The organism is Allobosea sp. P1_B10 (assembly GCF_056406735.1).
The window spans coordinates 67,944-86,673 of record NZ_JBFTZP010000008.1; the positions used below are offsets into that span (position 1 = coordinate 67,944).

Here is an 18,730-nt window from a genome sequence, read left to right on the forward strand (position 1 = left end):
ATGAACGCTAATGCTCAAGCGAGCGGGTTTGGCCGTGCCGACCCCGTCATGCAGCGCCCGGCGACGCCCGGCTGGCTGACCGAACTCGCCACCTTCTGCGCCGGCCTCCGTTATGAGGATCTCCCGCAGGAGGTCGTCTCGCGCACGCTGCAGGTGATCGGCGATTGCATCGCCGCGATCGCCGCCGGCGCGCAGGAGCCCGAAACCGTCGCGCTCGCTGCGCGGATGGCGCCCGTCGACGACGTCAATGGCGCACCCGTCATCGGCGCCGGTCGCAATGCCAGCCCTGGCCTCGCCGCCTTTCTGAACGGCACCGCCGGCACCATGCTGGAGCTCGACGAGGGCAACCAGTTCGCCCGCGGCCATCCCGGCATCCATGTCGTTCCCGCCGTGCTGGCCGCCACCCGCGAGGCCAAGGCGAGCGGACGCGACGTGATCACCGCCATCGCGCTGGGCTACGAGATCGGCGCGCGCATCGGCATCGCCTCGAAGCTGCGCATCACCATGCATCCGCATGGCACCTGGGGCACGGTTGGCGCGGCCGTCGCCATCGCGCACTTACGCAAGCGCGATGCGGCCGCGATCATCGAGGCGATCAACGTCTCGTCCTCGCTGGGGCTGACGACAAGCCGTCGCACGATGCTGGAGGGCGGCACCGTCCGCAACAGCTTCGCCGGTTTCTCGAATCAGATCGGGCTGATGGTCGACGATCTCGTCGCCGCAGGCTTCACCGGCGAAGCCGATGGGCTCGGCACCGTCTACGGCACCGTCATCGCCGATGGCTGGCAGCCGGAGTTGATGACCGAGGCGCTTGGGCAACGCTGGGAGATCGCGCGCAACTATTTCAAGCGCCACGCCTGCTGCCGCTACAATCACGGCGCACTCGACGCGCTGGCGCGTATCGTCGCCGATGAAGGCGGCGCGATCGCTCCCGAGCAGATCGCCCGTATCGATGTCGGCACCTATATCTGGGCGGCGCAACTGGCCGGCCAGGAGCCGCACAACATGCTGGCGGCGAAATTCTCGCTGCCCTTCTCGATCGCGACCACGATCGTCCATGGTGCAGCGACTGTCGAAGCCTTCCGTGAACCCGCGCGGCTGGAGCCGGTCACCCGAGACCTCGCCCGGCGCGTCTTCGTCCTCGAGGACGAGGCCGCAACCGCAAAGCTCCCAGCTTTGCGCCCGGCCCGCGTGACGATCACGCTGACCGATGGGCGCGTGCTCGAAGCCGAGGCGCTGACCAATCGCGGTGACACCGAAGATCCCTACAGCGCCGCCGAAGTCCGCGAAAAATACCACGACCTCACCAGCCCTGTGTGGGGGGCGCCTCATGCAGCGGCAATCCTCGCCAAGGTCGATGCCCTGCCACAGGCCCAAAGCCTCGACGCACTCAACGCGCTGCTCGCAGCGCCGCCAGTCGTCTGAACGGACACCCCCGATGACCATCTCCCTCAAGAGACGCTTTGCCCAGCCGGAGATCGTGCTGGCTCCCGGCGTCTACGATTCCCTGACCGCCTCTCTCGCGGAGGCCGCCGGCTTCGAGGCGCTTTACGTCTCGGGCGCCTCCATCGCCTATACGCGCCTTGGCCGCCCCGATATCGGCCTGGTCTCGATGGCCGAGGTCGCCGAGACCATCGGCATGATCCGCGACCGGATTGCAGCCCCGATGATCGTCGACGCCGACACCGGCTATGGCAACGCGCTCAACATGCAGCGCACCATGCGCCTGTTCGAGCGCGCCGGCGCCAACGCCCTGCAGATCGAGGACCAGACCTTTCCCAAGCGCTGCGGCCATCTCGCCGACAAGGGCGTGATTACGGCAGCCGAAATGGTCGGCAAGATCAAGGCTGCCGCCGATGCCCGCGCCTCGGAGGAGACGCTGATCATCGCCCGCACCGACGCGATCGCCGTCGAGGGGTTCGAGCCCGCGCTCGAACGTGCGCACCTCTATGCGCAGGCCGGTGCCGACATGCTGTTCATGGAAGCGCCGGGCTCGGCCGCCGAACTCAGCCGCGTCGTCGCGGAGCTCAAGGGCGTCGCGCCGCTGATGGCCAACATGGTCGAGGGCGGCCGCACGCCGATCAAGTCGGCAGAGGAACTCGAGGCGCTCGGCTTCTCGCTGGTGATCTTCCCCGGCGCCATCGTCCGGGCGCTGGCTCGCACCGCCCAGGACTTCTACGGGTCGCTGAAGCGCAACGGCTCCACCGACGCCTTCCGCAACCAGATGTTCGACTTCGACCAGCTCAACGCCGTGATCGGCACCCCCGAGATGATCGCGTCCGGCCGCGCCTACGAAGCCGAACAGATCATCGCAGCCGGACAGGCCAAGGTTCGCTCATGACCACGCTCGACCCCGTCACGCTCGCCGTCCTGAAGGGCCGGCTCGAGCAGATCGCCAACGAGATGGACGCGACACTGTATCGCTCCGCCTTCAACCCGATCATCGCCGAGGCGCATGACGCCTGCCACGGCCTCTACCACGCCACGACCGGCGCCACGCTGGTGCAGGGCACCTCAGGCCTGCCGATCTTCGTCGGCGCCATGGCCTTCGCCGTGAAGGCGGTGATCGATCGCGTCACGGCCGGCGCCGGCAACGATCCCGGCGACACCTGGCTCTTCAACGACCCCTATGAGGGCGGCACGCATCTCAACGACATGCGCCTCGTCCGCCCGATCTTTCGCGACGGCAAGCTGTTCTGCTGGCTGGCCTCGGTCGGCCACTGGCTCGATGTCGGCGGCAATGTGCCGGGCAACTTCAATGCCCGCGCCACCGAAAGCTTCCAGGAGGGTTTTCGGATCCCGCCGGTGAAGCTCGCGCGCAAGGGCGAGATCCAGCACGACATCATCGAGATCCTCTCGGCGAATTCGCGCCTGCCGCAGTCGAACTGGGGCGACCTCAACGGCCAGCTCAACGCGCTCGACCTCGGCGAGCAGCGCCTCGACGCACTGCTGGCCGACTATGGCGTCGCCACCGTCGATGCCGCGCTGGAGGCCTTCAGCACCCGCGCCGAGGCGCTGATGCGGGCGGAGATCGCAGCGCTGCCGGACGGCCGCTACGCCTTCGACGACTTCCTCGACAATGACGGCATCAGCGACGAGCCCCTGCGCATCGCGCTTGACCTGACCATCGCTGGCGACGCCATGACGCTCGACTTCTCGCGCTCGGCACCGCCCTGCCAGGGCCCGCTGAACATCGCCTATTCGACGGCGGTTGCCTGCTGCTATGTCGCGTTGAAGCACATCTTCCCGCATGTGCCCGCCAATGCCGGCGTGCTTGAGCCGATAACCTTCATCATCCCCGACACCACGCTGCTCGGCGTCAAGGCGCCAAAGCCCGTCGGCGGCTACACCGAGACCATCCTGCGCGTCATCGACACCGTCTTCGGCGTTTTCGCGCAGATTGCGCCCGAGCGCACCAATGGTTCGCCCTACGCCACGATCAACGCACTCTCGCTCGCCGGCCATCGCGACGACGGCTCGCGTTTCGTGATGTTCTCCTTCTTCGGTGGCGGCCTCGGCGGCAATCCGGAAGGCGACGGCCTCAACCACGGCAACAACCCGATCTCAACCGCCACGATCCCGCCCGCCGAGATCCTGGAGGCGGCCTATCCCGTGATGTTCACGCAATGGGCGCTGCGTCCGGACTCAGGCGGCGCCGGGCGCCATCGCGGCGGCTGCGGCGCGATCTACGAGATCGAGGCCCTGGCCGGCTCGGGCGCGGATGTCTTCCTGCTCGGCGAGCGCGGAAAATTCCCGCCCTTCGGCGTCGCCGGCGGCGGACCTGCCGCAATGAACCGCTTTGGCTATGACACCGCCGACGGCCCGAAATCGCCCGCACTGGTTACCAAGATCACCGACATCCACATCGCCAAGGGGCAGCGCGTGCGCCTCGAGAGCCCGGGCGGCGGCGGCTATGGCCACGCCTATGAGCGCAGCCCCGAACTCGTCGCTGGCGACGTGGTCAAGGGCTACACCAGCGCCGAGCAGGCCCGCGCCGTCTATGGCGTGGCAATCGGCACCGACGGCAAGGCCGATCTTGCCGCGACATCCACCTTGCGTACGCAGGCCACCCGATGAACACCACCTCCCCCAAGGCCGTCGTCGGCGTCGATGTCGGCGGCACCTTCACCGATCTGTTCTGGTTCGACGAAGCCGAAAAGCGTTTTCGCGTCGCAAAGGTCCCCTCGCAACGCGGCGACGAGGCAAAAGGCTTCATCGCCGGCCTGACCACCTTCGGCCCGGTCTCAGGCCTGGCCTCGATCGTCCACGGCACCACCGTCGGCACGAATGCACTGCTGGAGCGCAAGGGCGCCAAGGTCGGCGTCATCACCACGCCGGGCTTCCGCGATGCGCTCGAAATGCGCCGCCGCGACCGCCGCCAGACCTGGGGCCTGTGGGGCGATTTCACCCCGGCCGCCAGCCGCGACTGTCGACTCGAGGTGTCCGAGCGCACGCTGGCCGATGGCACCATCCGCACGGCGGTCGATCTCGACGCCGTCCGCGAGGCGGCCCGCACGCTTGCCGCCCAGGGCTGCGAGGCGCTGGCGATCATCTTCATCAACGCCTACGCCAACCCGGCCAATGAGCGCGCCGCGCTCGAAGCGGCCCGCGAAATCTGGCCCAACGAGCACGTCGCCTGCTCATCCGCGATCCTGCCCGAGATCCGCGAATTCGAGCGCGCCTCGACCACCGCGCTCAACGCCACGCTGCAGCCGGTCGTCGGCTCCTATCTGCAACGGCTGGAGGACGCGCTCGCCGAGGACGGTTTCGAAGGCCGCTTCCACATCGTCCAGAGCAATGGCGGCGTGATGTCGACCGCCACCGCCCGCCGCTTGCCGGTGCGCACGGCATTGTCGGGCCCGGCAGCCGGCGTCATCGCCGCCGCAGCGATTGCGCGCGCGGCCGGCTTCCCCGACATCATCACCGGCGATCTCGGCGGCACCTCCTTCGACGTCTCGCTGATCGCGGGCGGCGAAGCGGCGCTCGCGGCCCAGAGCACGATCGATTTCGGCATGGTGATCCGCACCCCGATGATCGAGATCACCACGATCGGCGCCGGCGGCGGCTCGATTGCCCGCGTCGATGCCGGCGGCCTGCTCGAGGTCGGCCCCGAAAGCGCGGGCTCGCGCCCCGGCCCGGTCTGCTATGGCGGCGGCAACGATCGCCCGACCCTGACCGACGCCAATCTCGTGCTCGGCCGCATCGACGGCTCGAAGCCGCTCGGCACCCTGCAGAGCCTGAACGTCGACGCCGCCCGCGAGGCGATCCGCATCAAGATCGCCGAACCGCTCGGGCTCGACGTGATGACGGCTGCCGAGGCCATCGTGAAGATCGCCAATGCCCGCATGGCCGGCGCGATCCGGCTGGTCTCGATCGAGCGCGGCCACGATCCCGCGAATTTCATGGCGATGCCCTTCGGCGGTGGCGGCGCACTCCACGCCGGCGCCCTGATCACCGAGGTCGGCCTGAAGGGTGCGCTCGTGCCGCGCTTCCCGGGCGTGACCTCGGCGCTGGGCTGCGTCATCGCTGACATCCGCCATGACGGCGTGCAGACCGTGAACCTGATGCTCGACAGGCTCGACGCTGCCGCGCTCGACGCGCGCATGGTCGAGGCCGGGCAGGAAGCCTACGCGATCGTCGCCGATGCCGGACTGAACGTCGAGCGCATCGACGTGCTCTACGAACTCGACATGCACTATCTCGGGCAGACGCACACGGTCGCGGTACCGCTGCCGGTTACGCTTGCCGGGGCCACCACGGGCGTCACGGAACAGGTCATCCGCGCGGCCTTCGAGAAAGCCTATGGCGCGGCCTTCAGCCGGCTGCTGCCAGGCATCCCCGTGCGCATCGTCACGCTGCGCACCGCCGCCATCGGCCGTCGCCCGGCCTTCGACCTGACCGCGCTCGCTCCCGCCGAAGGCGCCAGCCTTGAGGCCGCACGTCGTGGCTCGCGCCAGGTCTATCTCGACGGCGCATGGCGCGAGACGCAGATCTGGTCGCGGCTCGACCTGCCGGTCGGTGCGGTCATCCAGGGCCCCGCCATGCTGGAGCAGTCCGACGCCACGATCCTGCTCGACCCCGGCCTCTCGGCCGAAGTCGACGCGCTCGGCAACCTCGTCATCCTCAGGAGCTGAGGATGCCAGACTCCATCGTCATTGCGAGCGCAGCGAAGCAATCCAGGAGACGTGGCGGACGGCCGCCCCTTGATTGCTCCGTCGGCTTCGCCTCCTCGCAATGACGAGCGGCCCTGAAAAGGAAAGCCCATGGCCAAGACCCTCACAGACATCGCCAGCACCGCGCTGCTGATCGTCGACCTGCAGAACGACTTCATCCATCCCGACGGCGCCTATGCGCGCGGCGGCGCCGTGTCGCCTCAGGCGGCCGCCTTGCCGGGCAAGCTCAGGCCGCTGGTCGAGAAGTTGCGGGCGAAGGGCGGCCTCGTTGCCGCCACCCAGTTCACGCTGGTGCCGGGACGCGGTGGCGCGCCCCTGATCTCGCCGCATCTCCTCCAGCTGCGCCCCTTCCTGCGCAAGGGCGATTTCCTGCCCGGCGGCTGGGGCCACAGCGTCGTGGACGAACTCCAGCCGATCGATGTCGGCGTCGAGAAGATCGCCTATTCCGCGTTCTACCAGACGCGGCTCGAATGGCTGCTGCGCAAGCTCGGCATCGAGCATCTCGTGGTCGCCGGCATCGTCACCAATGGCGGCGTCGCGTCCACCGTACGCGACGCCCATGTCCGCGACCTCGACGTGACGCTGCTCGAGGATGGCTGCGCCGCCCCGACCCCGGCCATGCACGACGCCGCCGTCGAGGGGCTGAGGCCCGTTGCGCGGATCGCCACGATTGCCGGGCTGATGGCGGAGATCGACGCGCTATGAGCACGATCGCGTCAGCAGACGGAGTTGCCTTCGAGGTCACCGCCGACGTCCTCATCATTGGCGCCGGCGCGGCCGGGCTGGTCGCGGCGCTCGCCGCTGCCGAGGCCGGCGCGGAGGTCGTCATCGTCGAGCGCGACGCGGTGCCCTCGGGCTCGACCGCGCTCTCGGCGGGGCTCATTCCCGCCGCCGCGACGCGCTTCCAGCGCGAGGCCGGCATCGATGACAGCCCCGAACGTTTTGCCAGCGACATCCTGGCGAAGGCCCATAACGAGCCCGATGCCGGCATCGTCGCGCACCTGACCCGCCATATCGGTCCCGTACTCGAATGGCTCGCCGACAAACACGGCCTGCCCTTCGATGTCGTCACCAATTTCAGCTACCCCGGCCATTCCGCCCGCCGCATGCACGGCCTGCCCAAGCGCACCGGCTCGGAGCTGGTCGACCGGCTGCGCGAGTCCGTCGAGGCGAAGGGCATCCCGATCCTCACCGATTTTCGCGCCACCACGCTGTTTCGCGACCTGAGCGGCACGATTGCCGGAATCGCGGGCGCCCGCCCCGGTGGCGGCGAGGAGCGGATCGGCTGCAAGGCGCTAGTGCTCGCCTGCAACGGCTATGGCGGCAATGCCGCGCTCATCGCGCAGCACATCCCGCAAATGCGCGAGGCGCTCTGGTTCGGCCATTCGGGCAATGAGGGCGACGCCGTGCTCTGGGGCGAGGCGCTCGGCGCCGAGCTCGTCCACATGTCCGGCCATCAGGGCCATGGTTCGGTGGCGCAGCCGCACGGCATCCTGATCACCTGGGCGACCGTCATGGAAGGCGGTTTTCAGGTCAATGCCCGCGGGCAACGCTTCTCCGACGAGAGCCACGGCTATTCCGAACAGGCGACGAACGTCCTTCGCCAGCCTGAAGGCAAGGCCTGGACGATTTTCGACGCCCGCATCGCCGGCATCGCGCGCCAGTTCGAGGACTTTCGCAATGCCGAGGCGCAGGGCGCCATCGTCAGCGCGGACACAATCGAGGCACTGGCTGCAAAGCTCGGCCTGCCTGCCGATGCCCTAGCGCGAACCGCGTCAGAGGTCGAGGCGCTGAAGCGTGGCGAAGGCGCCGACAGCCTCAGTCGCGACTTCGCCGGGACATCGCCACTGGTCGCGCCGTTCTGCGCGGTCAGGGTGACCGGCGCACTGTTCCACACCCAGGGCGGCCTGCGTGTCGACGCCTCGGCGCGCGTGCTGCGTCGTGATGGCGCGGCCATCCCAAACCTCTACGCCTGCGGCGGCGCGGCGGTCGGCGTCTCGGGCGCGCAGGCCTCGGGCTATCTCTCTGGCAACGGCCTGCTGACGGCGGTGGCGCTGGGCGAGATCGCCGGCAGGGCCGCGGCTCAGGGCTGAACCACCGGCCAGGCCGGCATCTCGTCGCGCAGATCTTCCCAGGCTTTTGCCATGCGCAGCACGCCGAGATCGTCGAAGCGCCGGCCGGTGATCTGCAGGCCGATCGGCAGCCCAGTCGACGTCATGCCGGCATGGACCGAGATCGAGGGCTGGTCGGACATGTTGGCGGGCAGCGTGAAGCAGATGTGCTCGAAGGGCCGCTCGGGATCATGGATCGGCGAGGCGAGCTCGGCGGCATAGCTCGGCACCGGCGCGACCGGCGAGAGCACGAAGTCGAACGGCGCGCTCTGGCGCAGCGCCGCATCGCGGATCGCGATCATCTGGCTCATGCCGCGATAGACCCGTTCGCCCGAGAGCGCCTGCCCACCCTCGGCCCAGGCCAGGATATAGGGCAGCACCCGCGCCCGCTTTTCCTCCGGCAGCGCGCCGATATCCGCCCAGGCGCGCTGGCGCCAGAAATCGTCGAGTCCGTCCAGCATCTCCCGCGTCAGGAAGGGAGGCGCCGTCTCGACCTCCGCCCCGGCCTGCGCAAAGCGTCGTGCAGCCGCCTCGATCGCGGCGCGCGTCTCCGGCTCGACCGGCAGTCCGATGCCGGGATCGAGCTGGAGCCCGATCTTCACCCCCTTCAGGTCGATCTCGAGCGAAATCCAGTCGATGTCCTGCGGCGGCAGGCTCATGCCGTCGCGGGAATCGGGCTTCGACAGCTCCCGCATCATCAGCGCCGCATCCTCGACCGTGCGCGTCATCGGGCCCGCGACGCGGCCGTAATAGGGCGGGTCGACCGGCACGCGCCCGAAACTCGGCTTGAGCCCAACGAGTCCGCACCAGCCAGCCGGCAGCCGGATCGAGCCGCCGATGTCGGTGCCGACATGCAAGGGACCGTATCCAGCAGCGCCCGCTGTCCCCGCACCGGCCGAGGAGCCGCCCGGGTTTTTGCTGAGGTCCCAGGGATTGCGCGCCAATCGGTGGAAGCTCGAAAGCCCGGAGGAGAGCATGCCGTAATCGGGCATGGTGGTCTTGGCGAGCAGCACGAACCCGGCCTCGAACAGGCGCGCCGCGGCCGGCGCATCGGCGGGCTGGGGGGTGAGTTCGCGCGCCGCCGTGCCCAGCGGCATCGGCAGGCCCTTGGTGGCGACGTTCTCCTTGATCGTGCCGGGCACGCCGTCCAGCGGCAGTGCCTCGCCTTTCAGCCAGCGCGCCTCCGACATCTTCGCCGCCGCGCGGGCACCGATAGGATCGAACGCATAGAGCGCCCCAAGCTTCGGCTCGCTGGCCTCGATCCGGGCGATCGCCGCCTCGGTGACCTCGACAGGTGAGAGCGATTTGTTGGCATAGGCCGCGAGCATCTCGACCGCGCTGAGATCGGCAGGGTTGGTCATGTCAGATCATCCTCGTCCTGGAAGCGGTCGCCACGCGAGCCTCGCCGACAAGGTCGCGCAAGGCGATGCTTCCAAGCAAGGCCCGCGCCGCAACAGCCGCTCAGGCGAAATAATCGGGATGCTTGTCGCGCAGGTATACGAGGTCCGGCAGCAGCGTGCCCAGATGCTTGCGCATGGCCGCCTGCGCCGCCGGGCCGTCCTGCCGCCGCACGGCGTCGACGATCGAGAGATGCTCGCGGATCACCATCGCCATCCGGCCCGGCACCGGCAGCGTCATGCGCCGGCAACGGTCGATCTGGCTCTTTGCGGCCTGCGCGAGCTTCCAGATGCCGGGATAGCCGGCCGAAATCGCGATCGCCTCGTGAAAGCTTTCATCCGCAAGGTGAAAGCGCTCCTGGTCGCCCTCGTCGAACGCCTCGTGCTGGCGGGCGATAACCGCGTCCAGCCGCGCGACGATCTCGGGCGTCGAGACCTGCGCCACCAGATCGACGGCAGCGCATTCCAGCGCCTGGCGGATGAACACGGCCTCCGGTATCGCCTCGACCGGAATTCGGGCGACGAATGTTCCTGCCTGCGGGAAAATCTCGACCAGCCCCTCCTCGCGAAGCTTGATCAGGGCCTCGCGCACCGGGGTCCGGCTGATGCCGAAGCGGGCCGTCAGCTCCTTCTCCACGAGGGCCGAGCCCGGCTCGATCTGCATGGCGAGGATGGCGCGGCGCAGCTCGTCCTGAACGAAGGAGGCGGCGGTGCCCCGTGGCGGGCCGGTTCGCTGGACACGGCGTTCGCGGCGACCGGCCTGGTTGTCCTCGTCCCCGGCAAGCGCGCCCCGCTCGATCTGCTCCACACCCTGCTCCGCCACCTTGGCCTCGTCCTGTCGTCGTCAAATCAATCGCTAACCCGAATTGCGACGAAGCGCTAACATGGGGCGCGTTTGACACGCTAGTATATTAGTATATTTATCCTGCCGTTCCAGGCCAAGAGCTGGGAACGGCCGACCGAGGGCTTGACCTGATGCTGCTGAACGATGATCGCCTCTTCCCCGCAGACCCGGTGACGCGCGGCATTGCGCGTCGGCTGTATGCCGAGATCCGCGATCTCCCGATCATCTCACCCCACGGCCACACCGACCCGCGCTGGTTCGCCGAGGACAAGGCCTTTCCCGATCCCGCGACGCTCTTCGTCAAGCCCGACCACTACATTTTCCGCATGCTCTATTCGCAGGGCGTCCGGCTCGAGCAACTCGGCATCGGCCGCAAGGACGGCGGCGAGGTCGAGACCGATCCGCGCGCGATCTGGAAGTTGTTCGCCAGCCATTGGCACCTGTTCCGCGGCACGCCGACCCGGCTCTGGTTCGAACACGCCGCCTCAGACGTCTTCGGGATCAACGAGCGCCTGACCCCGGCCAATGCGGACCGCATCTACGACACCATCGCCGCGAAACTCGACCAGCCGGAGCTCCGCCCGCGTGCCCTGTTCGAGCGCTTCAACATCGAGGCGATCTCGACGACGGAAGGCGCTCTCGACGATCTGAAATGGCACGACATGATCCGCGCCTCGGGCTGGGGCGGCAAGGTCGTCACCGCCTACCGGCCCGACGGCGTCGTCGATCCGGAATTTGAAGGGTTTCGCGACAATCTCGAGCAATTCGGTGAGCTGACCGGCGAGGACGTGACGAGCTGGCAGGGCTATCTCGCCGCCCATCGCGAGCGCCGCGACTATTTCCGCCAGCGCGGCGCGACCTCCTCCGACCACGGCCATGCCAGCGCCCGCACCGCCAACCTCAGCGCAGCCGACAGCGAAAAGCTCTTCGCAAAAATCCTGAAGGGCAAGTTCTCGGCCGAGGACGCCGACCTCTTCCGTGGCCAGATGCTGACCGAGATGGCCAAGATGAGCCTCGATGACGGGCTCGTCCTGCAGATCCACCCCGGCTCCTTCCGCAACCACAACGCCGCGCTATTTGGCGAATTCGGCCGCGACATGGGCTGCGACATCCCGCGCCAGACCGACTACGTCAGCGCGCTGAAGCCGCTGCTCGACGCCGTCGGCAACGAGCCCGGCCTCACCGTCATCGCCTTCACCCTCGACGAGACCAGCTATTCGCGCGAGCTCGCGCCGCTGGCCGGGCATTATCCGGCACTGCGCCTTGGGCCGGGCTGGTGGTTTTTGGACGCGCCGGAGGCGATGCTGCGCTTCCGCGAGCTCACCACAGAGACCGCCGGCTTCTACAACACGGTCGGCTTCAACGACGACACGCGCGCCTATCTCTCGATCCCGGCGCGCCACGACGTCGCCCGCCGGGTCGACTGCGCCTATCTCGCCAAGCTCGTGGCCGAGCACCGGCTCGACGAGGACGAGGCCGCTGAAGTCGCCCATGACCTCGCCTATCGCCTGGCGAAGGAGGCGTATCGCCTGTGACCGGCCCCACAACGAAGTCAAAACACCGTCATTGCGAGGAGCGTAGCGACGAAGCAATCCAGGAGCGGCAGAGCTCGACGCCAGCCCTGAATTGCTTCGCTGCGCTCGCGATGACGTGGAGGATCGAGAAATGACCGACGAACGCCAGGCGGCCCATCCCCGCGATGTCAGGAACTATGACACCGACGCCCTGCGCGAGGATTTCCTGATCGAGCGCATCTTCGTCTCCGGCGAGATCGCGCTGACCTACAGCCATTACGACCGCATGATCGTCGGCGGGGCCATGCCGGTGTCCGGCCCGCTTGCCCTGCCGCCTTATCCACCGACCGGCACGCCCTTCTTCATGGCGCGCCGCGAACTCGGCGTGATCAATCTCGGCGGCGCCGGCACGGTCACCGTGGACGGCAAGGCCTTCGACCTGCCGTCGCTCGACGCGCTCTATGTCGGGCTCGGCGCGAGGGACGTCTCCTTCGCCAGCGCGGACGCGGCCAATCCCGCAAAATTCTACCTGACCAGCGCGCCGGCCCACCGCGAGGCGCCGCACCAGATCGTCAGGAAGGACCAGGCGAACACGCTGCATCTCGGCAGCCAGGAGACGTCGAACAAGCGGATCATCCGGCAATACATCATGCCCAACAGCACCGGCACCAACCAGCTGGTTATGGGCATGACGGCGCTCGAGCCGGGCTCGGTCTGGAACTCCATGCCCTGCCACACTCATACGCGCCGGATGGAGGCCTATCTCTACTTCAACCTCGACCCCGCCCACCGCGTCTTCCACTTCATGGGCGAGCCACAGCAGACCCGGCATATCGTGGTCGCCAACGAACAGGCGGTGATCTCGCCGAACTGGTCGATCCATTGCGGCTGCGGCACCTCGAACTACGCCTTCGTCTGGGCCATGGCCGGCGACAATGTCGAGTTCACCGACATGGACGCAGCCCCCGTGGAGACCTTGCGCTGATGGCCGCCCGTTCACCCTTCGACCTCGCTGGCCGCACCGCGCTGGTCACCGGGGCCAATACCGGCATCGGCCAGGGCATTGCGCTGGCGCTCGCGCAGGCCGGCGCGAAGGTCGTGGCAGCGGGCCGCTCCAGCATGGACGAGACCGTCGCGCAGGTCACCGCTGCTGGCGGCACCTGCATCCCGCTCGCCGTTGACCTCCAGGAAAAGGGCATCGTACCCGCTGTCATCGCGCAGGCGAGCGAACTCGCCGGGTCGCTCGACATCCTCATCAACAATGCCGGCATCATCCGCCGCGCCGATGCGCTCGATTTCGGCGAGGACGACTGGGACGAGGTGATGAACCTCAACCTCAAGGCCAATTTCTTCCTGGCCCAGGCCTTCGCGCGACACTGCCTCGCGGATGGACGCGGCGGCCGCATCGTCAACATCGCCTCGCTGCTCTCCTTCCAGGGCGGTATCCGCGTCGCCTCCTACACCGCCAGCAAGAGCGGCCTGGCCGGGTTGACGCGGCTTCTCGCCTGCGAATGGGCGGCCAAGGGCATCAATGTGAACGCGATCGCGCCGGGCTACATCGAGACCAACAATACGCAGGCGCTGCGCGAGGATCCCGACCGCAGCGCGGCGATCCTCGCCCGAATTCCGGCCGGGCAGTGGGGCAAGCCCTCCGACATCGGCGGCACCGCCGTTTTCCTGGCCAGCGATGCCGCAGCCTATGTGCATGGCACGGTCATCCCGGTCGACGGAGGCTGGCTGGCGCGATGACGGACCATCTCGACTCCTTCTTCCAGCTTGACGCCGAACTCCCCTGGGAGGCGACGGATCCCGGCGTCGAGCGCAAGATCATGGCCTATGGCAGCGACCTCATGGTCGTGCGCGTGCGCTTTACGGCAGGCGCGGTCGGCAAGCCGCACAGCCACGTCCATCGACAGGCCTGCTACGTCGAAAGCGGCGTCTTCGACGTCACGATAGATGGCCGGACCCGGCGGTTGAAGGCAGGCGACACTTTCTTCGTGCCGTCCGGGCTCGTGCACGGCGTCGTCAATATCGAGGCCGGCCAGCTCGTCGATTCCTTCACGCCGATGCGGGAGGAATTTCTCTGAAGGCATTCTCCCTGTCGGCTCGCGCCGGCGGGAGTTCCCAACCTTGGGGCAAAAGCGACCGGGGCAAAAGCAACCGGGACAAGAACGACCGGGACAACCCGGCGGGCATCACAAACGGGAGGACCACCACCATGCTGACCAGACGCACCCTATCGGCGCTCGCGGGCGCTGCCCTGCTCTCAGGCCTTGCCGCCTCGGCACAGGCACAGAACGTCACCTTGCGGGCGACAGACATCCACCCCGATGGCTATCCGACCATCGAGGCGGTCAAATATATGGGCCAGCTGCTCGAGCAGCGCAGCAATGGCCGCATCAAGATCAACGTCTTCCACTCCGCGCAGCTCGGCCAGGAGAAGGACACGATCGAGCAGACGCGGTTCGGTGTCATCGACATCAACCGCATCAACATGGCACCGTTCAACAACCTGATCCCGGCGACCAACGTGCCCTCGCTGCCCTTCATCTTCCGGTCTGTCGACCACATGCGCAAGGCGATGGACGGCCCGATCGGGGACAACCTGCTGAACGAATTCGAGAAGCACGATCTGATCGGCCTGGCGCTCTACGATTCCGGCTCGCGCTCCTTCTACAACGGCAAGCGCGCCATCAATACGCCCGCCGACATGAAGGGCATGAAGATCCGCGTGCAGCAGTCGGACATGTTCGTGGCGCTGGTCTCGGCGCTTGGCGCAAACGCCACCCCGATGAACTATGGCGAGGTCTATTCCGGCCTGCAGACGGGCGTCATCGACGGCGCCGAGAACAACTGGCCAAGCTACGAATCCTCGCGGCATTTCGAGGTCTCGAAGTTCTATTCGCTGACCGAGCACTCGCTCTCCCCCGAGGCGCTGGTGATGTCGAAGAAAAGCTTCGCCAAGTTCAATGCCGCCGACCAGGCGCTGATCAAGGCAGCAGCCAAGGAATCCGTCGCCAAGATGCGCGAGCTCTGGGACGCCCGCGAAAAGGCCTCCGAGGCGAAGGTCAAGGCCGGCGGCGTGCAGGTGAACAACGTCGAGAAGCAGCCCTTCATTGATGCGATGAAGCCGGTCTACGACAAGTTCGTCACCGACCCCAAGCTCAAGGAGATGGTCGCCGCGATCCAGGCGGTGAAGTGAGCTGATGCTCTGCGCCTCCCCGTTTTTGCGAGGAGGCGCAGCCGACGAGGCAATCCGGAACGGGCCGCGCTCTACGGCCTTCTGGATTGTTTCGCTCCGCTCGCAATGACGAATTTCGTCCGCGCCTTGCGCCCAGAAGCAGTCACCACGGTGAGCCCATGCACGCCTTCACCATCATCCTGACTCGCATCGCGGCCAGGCTCAGCCTCGTGGCGCTGCTGCTGGCGGGCGCCGGCCTGCTCGCGATGACCGTCATGGTCGCCTGGGGCATCTTCGGCCGCTACGTGCTGAACGACACACCGACCTGGGTCGAGGCGACATCGCTGTTCCTGATGGCCTGGTTCATCCTGCTCGGCGCGTCGGTCGGCGTGCGCGAGAGCGACCATCTCGGCTTCGAGGTCGGGCTGGTGTTCTCGCCCCCGCCATTGCGCGCCGCGCTGATCGTGACGACGGAACTCGCCGTGATGCTGTTTGGGCTGGCGATGCTCTATTACGGCTGCGAACTCGCCATCGGCACCTGGAGCGACCGCATGCCGATCATCGGCATCTCGCGGGGCTGGGACTATGTCCCGATTGCGGTCGGCGGCGCGCTCATCGCCTTCTTCTCGCTCGAAAAACTCATGCTCTACCTGACCAGCGTCAAGCCGGCGCCGCTCGGATTCACCCATTTCTCCTCGGCGCAGGAAGTCTAGGCGGATGGAACTCTGGGTCCTCTTCGGCGTCTTCGCCTTCTTCCTGCTGATCGGCACGCCGGTCGCCTTCTGCCTCGGCCTCGCCTCGCTGGCGACCGTGATCTACATGGGCATTCCGGCGGTCGTGGTGTTCCAGCAGGTTAATTCGGGGATGAACGCCTTCGCGATGATGGCGATTCCGTTCTTCATCTACGCCGGCGACCTGATGATCCGCGGCGGTATCGCCGAACGCCTCGTCCAGATGGCATCGAGCCTCGTCGGCCATCTGCGCGGCGGCCTCGGGCAGGTCAACGTCGTCACGAGCACGCTGTTTGGCGGCATCTCCGGCTCGGCTGTGGCGGACGCCTCTGCCGTCGGCGGGCTGATGATCCCGCAAATGGTCAAGCGCGGCTATGACGCGGACTACGCGGTCAACGTCACCGCCAACGCGGCGATCATCGCGCTGCTGATCCCGCCCTCGCACAACATGATCATCTACTCGCTCTCGGCCGGCGGCTCTATCTCGATCGCCGACCTGTTCACGGCCGGCGTCATCCCCGGGCTGATGCTCTGCGTCGCGTTGATGATCGCGGCCTGGGCGGTTGCGGTCCGGCGTGGCTATCCGCGCGAGGCCTTCCCGGGTTTTGCCGCCGTCGGGCGCTACGCGATTCTGGCCATACCGGGCCTGCTGCTGATCGGCATCATCTTCGGCGGCGTGCGCTCGGGCATCTTTACCGCGACGGAATCCTCATGCGTCGCGGTCGTCTATGCTTTGCTGATCACGGTCTTCGTCTATCGTCAGCTCAGCTGGACGAGCTTCGTGGAGGCAACGCTGGGTGCCGTCCGCACCACGGCGATGGTGCTGCTGGTCATCGGCACGGCGGGCGCCTTCGGCTGGCTGATGGCCTTCCTGCAGGTACCGCAGGCGACGATCAGCGCCATGAAGGCCGTCTCCGACAATCCGCTGCTGATCCTGCTGATGATCAACGTGATCCTGCTGGTGCTCGGCACCTTCATGGACATGGCGCCGATGATCATCATCTGCACGCCGATCTTCCTGCCCGTGGTCAAGGCGTTCGGCGTGGACCCCGTGCATTTCGGTATCATCCTGATCCTGAACGCCGGCATCGGCCTCAACACTCCGCCGGTCGGCTCCGTCCAGTTCGTGGCCTGCGCCATCGGACGGGTCTCGATCGGAGAGTCCATGCGCACGATCTGGCCGTTCTACGGCGCCTCTGTCGCCGTGCTCCTGCTCGTGACATATGTTCCTGCGATCTCCCTCTGGCTGCCGAGCGTGTTCCATTGACCCGACTCTCCTCCAAGACCCTCGCCTCCAAGACCCTCGCCTCCGCTTTGCCCGCAGCCATCCGTCGTCCTGGCTATGATCGTGCCGCGCTGACTCCCGGCATCGTGCATCTGGGGCTGGGCGCCTTCGCCCGCGCCCATCTCGCCGAATACACCGACGATGCGCTGGAGCGGGAATTCGGCGCCTGGGGCATTGTCGGCGCGAGCCTGCAACGGCCCGACCAGCGCGACAGGCTTAAACCGCAGGACGGCCTTTACACCTTCCTGAAGCGCAGCCCTTCCGGGCCGGAGCTTCGCGTCATCGGCTGCGTGCTAGACGTCCTCGTCGCACCCGAAAGCCCGGCTGCACTGATCGCCCGTCTCGCCGCACCCGAGACACGCGTCGTGTCGCTGACGGTGACCGAGAAGGGCTATTGCCATGATCCCGCCACCGGTCGCCTGAAGGCGGATCATCCTGATATCGTCCACGACCTCGCCAATCCCGATGCCCCGCGCTCGGCCGTCGGCCTGCTGGTCGCGGGGCTGAAGGCGCGCCGCGCCGCGGGGCTCGGGCCCTTCACCGCGCTGTGTTGCGACAATCTTCCGTCCAATGGCCATGTCCTGCGCGGTCTTGTCCGCGATTTCGCTGCCTTGAGCGACGATGCCCTTGCCGGCTGGATCGAGGCCAATGGCGCCTTCCCCTCGACAATGGTGGACCGCATCGTGCCCGCGACCACCGATGCGGATCTCGCCGAAGTGGAGGCGCTGCTCGGTGCCCAGGACGCGGCGCCCGTGATCGGCGAGCCTTTCCGGCAATGGGCGATCGAGGACGTCTTTGCCGCGGGTCGCCCGGCCTGGCACGAGGTCGGAGCGCAGATGGTCTCCGAAGTCGCGCCCTTCGAGTTCATGAAGCTGCGCATGCTCAATGGCGCGCATTCCTCGCTGGCCTATCTCGGCTACCTCGCCGGTCATGAGACGGTTGCCCAGGCGAGCGGAGACCCGGTGCTCGCGCGCTTCCTGGAGGGCCTTTGGTCCGAGATCATCCCGGCGGTGCCGGCTCCGCAGGGCGTGTCGCTTCCTGATTATGCCAGCGCCCTGCTCGCGCGCTTCCAGAACCCGGCGATCCGCCACCGCACCTGGCAGATCGCGATGGACGGCTCGCAGAAACTTCCCCAACGCCTGCTCGGCACCATCCGCGAGCAGCTGCAGGCCGGCGCCCCGATCACGCATCTCGCGCTCGGCGTTGCCGCATGGATGCGCTACGTGGCCGGCACGGACGAGACGGGCGCGGCGATCGACGTGCGCGACCCACTCGCCGCCGAATACGCCCGCCGCGCGGCGGTTGCGGGCCGCAACGCCCAGGCGCTGAGCCAAAGCCTGCTCGGCATCGAGGCGATTTTCGGCAGCGACCTGCCGCGCGAGGCCCGCTTCGTTCAGGCCGTCGAAGGCCACCTCGCGGCCCTGTTCGAAAAGGGCGCAAAGGCGACCGCAGCCAGCATCGCGGGGTAAGGCCTGTTCGACCTCTGCGCCGTCC

16 protein-coding genes are annotated in these 18,730 nt (G+C 67.5%); 14 read left to right on the plus strand and 2 right to left on the minus strand.

The genetic code is table 11. The features are described from left to right. The 6 genes from AC1D2L_RS16965 to AC1D2L_RS16990 all read left to right on the plus strand — a co-directional run bounded on the left by AC1D2L_RS16965 (position 1) and on the right by AC1D2L_RS16990 (position 8,266). Complete coding sequence (locus tag AC1D2L_RS16965; RefSeq protein WP_476847064.1) at positions 1-1,425, plus strand: MmgE/PrpD family protein; 1,425 nt, start codon at positions 1-3, stop codon at positions 1,423-1,425. 19 nt (positions 1,426-1,444) lie between these two features. Beyond that, positions 1,445-2,341: an isocitrate lyase/PEP mutase family protein gene (locus AC1D2L_RS16970; RefSeq protein ID WP_476847328.1), complete on the plus strand. Its 897-nt coding sequence runs from the start codon at positions 1,445-1,447 to the stop codon at positions 2,339-2,341. Next, positions 2,338-4,077, plus strand: a complete 1,740-nt coding sequence (locus AC1D2L_RS16975; RefSeq protein ID WP_476847065.1) for a hydantoinase B/oxoprolinase family protein — start codon at positions 2,338-2,340, stop codon at positions 4,075-4,077. The genes AC1D2L_RS16970 and AC1D2L_RS16975 overlap by 4 nt, the downstream gene beginning before the upstream one ends. Then, on the plus strand, positions 4,074-6,134 hold the full coding sequence (locus tag AC1D2L_RS16980; protein WP_476847066.1) for a hydantoinase/oxoprolinase family protein: 2,061 nt from the start codon (positions 4,074-4,076) through the stop codon (positions 6,132-6,134). Before AC1D2L_RS16975 ends, AC1D2L_RS16980 begins: the two co-directional genes overlap by 4 nt. 129 nt (positions 6,135-6,263) lie before the next feature. Then, entirely contained in the window at positions 6,264-6,878 is a 615-nt protein-coding gene (locus AC1D2L_RS16985; RefSeq protein ID WP_476847067.1) for a cysteine hydrolase family protein, read from the plus strand. Continuing rightward, positions 6,875-8,266 carry an FAD-dependent oxidoreductase gene (locus AC1D2L_RS16990; protein WP_476847068.1) on the plus strand — a complete coding sequence of 464 codons (1,392 nt, stop codon included), beginning with the start codon at positions 6,875-6,877 and terminating at the stop codon, positions 8,264-8,266. The genes AC1D2L_RS16985 and AC1D2L_RS16990 overlap by 4 nt, the downstream gene beginning before the upstream one ends. On the opposite strand, the gene AC1D2L_RS16995 is transcribed toward AC1D2L_RS16990, so the two are convergent. Together AC1D2L_RS16995 and AC1D2L_RS17000 are read right to left on the minus strand one after the other, a co-directional pair. Continuing rightward, positions 8,257-9,645 (minus strand): amidase, encoded by a 1,389-nt coding sequence (locus AC1D2L_RS16995; RefSeq protein ID WP_476847069.1) that lies wholly within the window; start codon positions 9,643-9,645, stop codon positions 8,257-8,259. The two genes, AC1D2L_RS16990 and AC1D2L_RS16995, sit on opposite strands and share 10 nt — an antisense overlap. Before the next feature lie 100 nt (positions 9,646-9,745). Further along, complete coding sequence (locus tag AC1D2L_RS17000) at positions 9,746-10,504, minus strand: GntR family transcriptional regulator (RefSeq protein WP_476847070.1); 759 nt, start codon at positions 10,502-10,504, stop codon at positions 9,746-9,748. A 152-nt stretch (positions 10,505-10,656) separates the two neighbouring features. On the opposite strand from AC1D2L_RS17000, the gene uxaC reads away from it, so the two are divergent. The 8 genes from uxaC to AC1D2L_RS17040 all read left to right on the plus strand — a co-directional run bounded on the left by uxaC (position 10,657) and on the right by AC1D2L_RS17040 (position 18,705). Then, on the plus strand, positions 10,657-12,060 hold the full coding sequence (gene uxaC, locus AC1D2L_RS17005) for a glucuronate isomerase (RefSeq protein WP_476847071.1): 1,404 nt from the start codon (positions 10,657-10,659) through the stop codon (positions 12,058-12,060). A gap of 130 nt (positions 12,061-12,190) precedes the next feature. Beyond that, the gene (kduI, locus tag AC1D2L_RS17010) at positions 12,191-13,024 is read left to right on the plus strand and encodes a 5-dehydro-4-deoxy-D-glucuronate isomerase (protein WP_476847072.1); all 834 of its coding nucleotides are present in this window, start codon (positions 12,191-12,193) and stop codon (positions 13,022-13,024) included. Further along, the gene (gene kduD, locus AC1D2L_RS17015; protein WP_476847073.1) at positions 13,024-13,788 is read left to right on the plus strand and encodes a 2-dehydro-3-deoxy-D-gluconate 5-dehydrogenase KduD; all 765 of its coding nucleotides are present in this window, start codon (positions 13,024-13,026) and stop codon (positions 13,786-13,788) included. The genes kduI and kduD overlap by 1 nt, the downstream gene beginning before the upstream one ends. Further along, positions 13,785-14,126, plus strand: coding sequence for a cupin domain-containing protein (locus AC1D2L_RS17020; protein WP_476847074.1), 342 nt, complete (start codon positions 13,785-13,787; stop codon positions 14,124-14,126). Before kduD ends, AC1D2L_RS17020 begins: the two co-directional genes overlap by 4 nt. A gap of 131 nt (positions 14,127-14,257) precedes the next feature. Further along, positions 14,258-15,241, plus strand: coding sequence for a TRAP transporter substrate-binding protein (locus AC1D2L_RS17025; RefSeq protein ID WP_476847075.1), 984 nt, complete (start codon positions 14,258-14,260; stop codon positions 15,239-15,241). Positions 15,242-15,399: 158 nt separating this feature from the next. Next, on the plus strand, positions 15,400-15,933 hold the full coding sequence (locus AC1D2L_RS17030; protein ID WP_476847076.1) for a TRAP transporter small permease: 534 nt from the start codon (positions 15,400-15,402) through the stop codon (positions 15,931-15,933). A 4-nt stretch (positions 15,934-15,937) separates the two neighbouring features. Continuing rightward, a complete protein-coding gene (locus tag AC1D2L_RS17035) occupies positions 15,938-17,218 on the plus strand; it encodes a TRAP transporter large permease (protein WP_476847077.1) in 1,281 nt (426 codons plus the stop codon). Next, positions 17,215-18,705, plus strand: coding sequence for a mannitol dehydrogenase family protein (locus AC1D2L_RS17040; protein ID WP_476847078.1), 1,491 nt, complete (start codon positions 17,215-17,217; stop codon positions 18,703-18,705). Before AC1D2L_RS17035 ends, AC1D2L_RS17040 begins: the two co-directional genes overlap by 4 nt. Positions 18,706-18,730 lie beyond the last annotated feature (25 nt).

Coding starts and splice junctions, on each gene's coding strand:
- AC1D2L_RS16990 (WP_476847068.1), top strand. CDS start 6,875: ATGAGCACGATCGCGTCAGCAGACGGAGTTGCCTTCGAGGTCACCGCC.
- AC1D2L_RS17035 (WP_476847077.1), top strand. CDS start 15,938: ATGGAACTCTGGGTCCTCTTCGGCGTCTTCGCCTTCTTCCTGCTGATC.
- AC1D2L_RS17020 (WP_476847074.1), top strand. CDS start 13,785: ATGACGGACCATCTCGACTCCTTCTTCCAGCTTGACGCCGAACTCCCC.
- AC1D2L_RS16995 (WP_476847069.1), bottom strand. CDS start 9,645: ATGACCAACCCTGCCGATCTCAGCGCGGTCGAGATGCTCGCGGCCTAT.
- kduI (WP_476847072.1), top strand. CDS start 12,191: ATGACCGACGAACGCCAGGCGGCCCATCCCCGCGATGTCAGGAACTAT.
- uxaC (WP_476847071.1), top strand. CDS start 10,657: ATGCTGCTGAACGATGATCGCCTCTTCCCCGCAGACCCGGTGACGCGC.
- AC1D2L_RS16985 (WP_476847067.1), top strand. CDS start 6,264: ATGGCCAAGACCCTCACAGACATCGCCAGCACCGCGCTGCTGATCGTC.
- AC1D2L_RS16965 (WP_476847064.1), top strand. CDS start 1: ATGAACGCTAATGCTCAAGCGAGCGGGTTTGGCCGTGCCGACCCCGTC.
- kduD (WP_476847073.1), top strand. CDS start 13,024: ATGGCCGCCCGTTCACCCTTCGACCTCGCTGGCCGCACCGCGCTGGTC.
- AC1D2L_RS16980 (WP_476847066.1), top strand. CDS start 4,074: ATGAACACCACCTCCCCCAAGGCCGTCGTCGGCGTCGATGTCGGCGGC.
- AC1D2L_RS16975 (WP_476847065.1), top strand. CDS start 2,338: ATGACCACGCTCGACCCCGTCACGCTCGCCGTCCTGAAGGGCCGGCTC.
- AC1D2L_RS17025 (WP_476847075.1), top strand. CDS start 14,258: ATGCTGACCAGACGCACCCTATCGGCGCTCGCGGGCGCTGCCCTGCTC.
- AC1D2L_RS17030 (WP_476847076.1), top strand. CDS start 15,400: ATGCACGCCTTCACCATCATCCTGACTCGCATCGCGGCCAGGCTCAGC.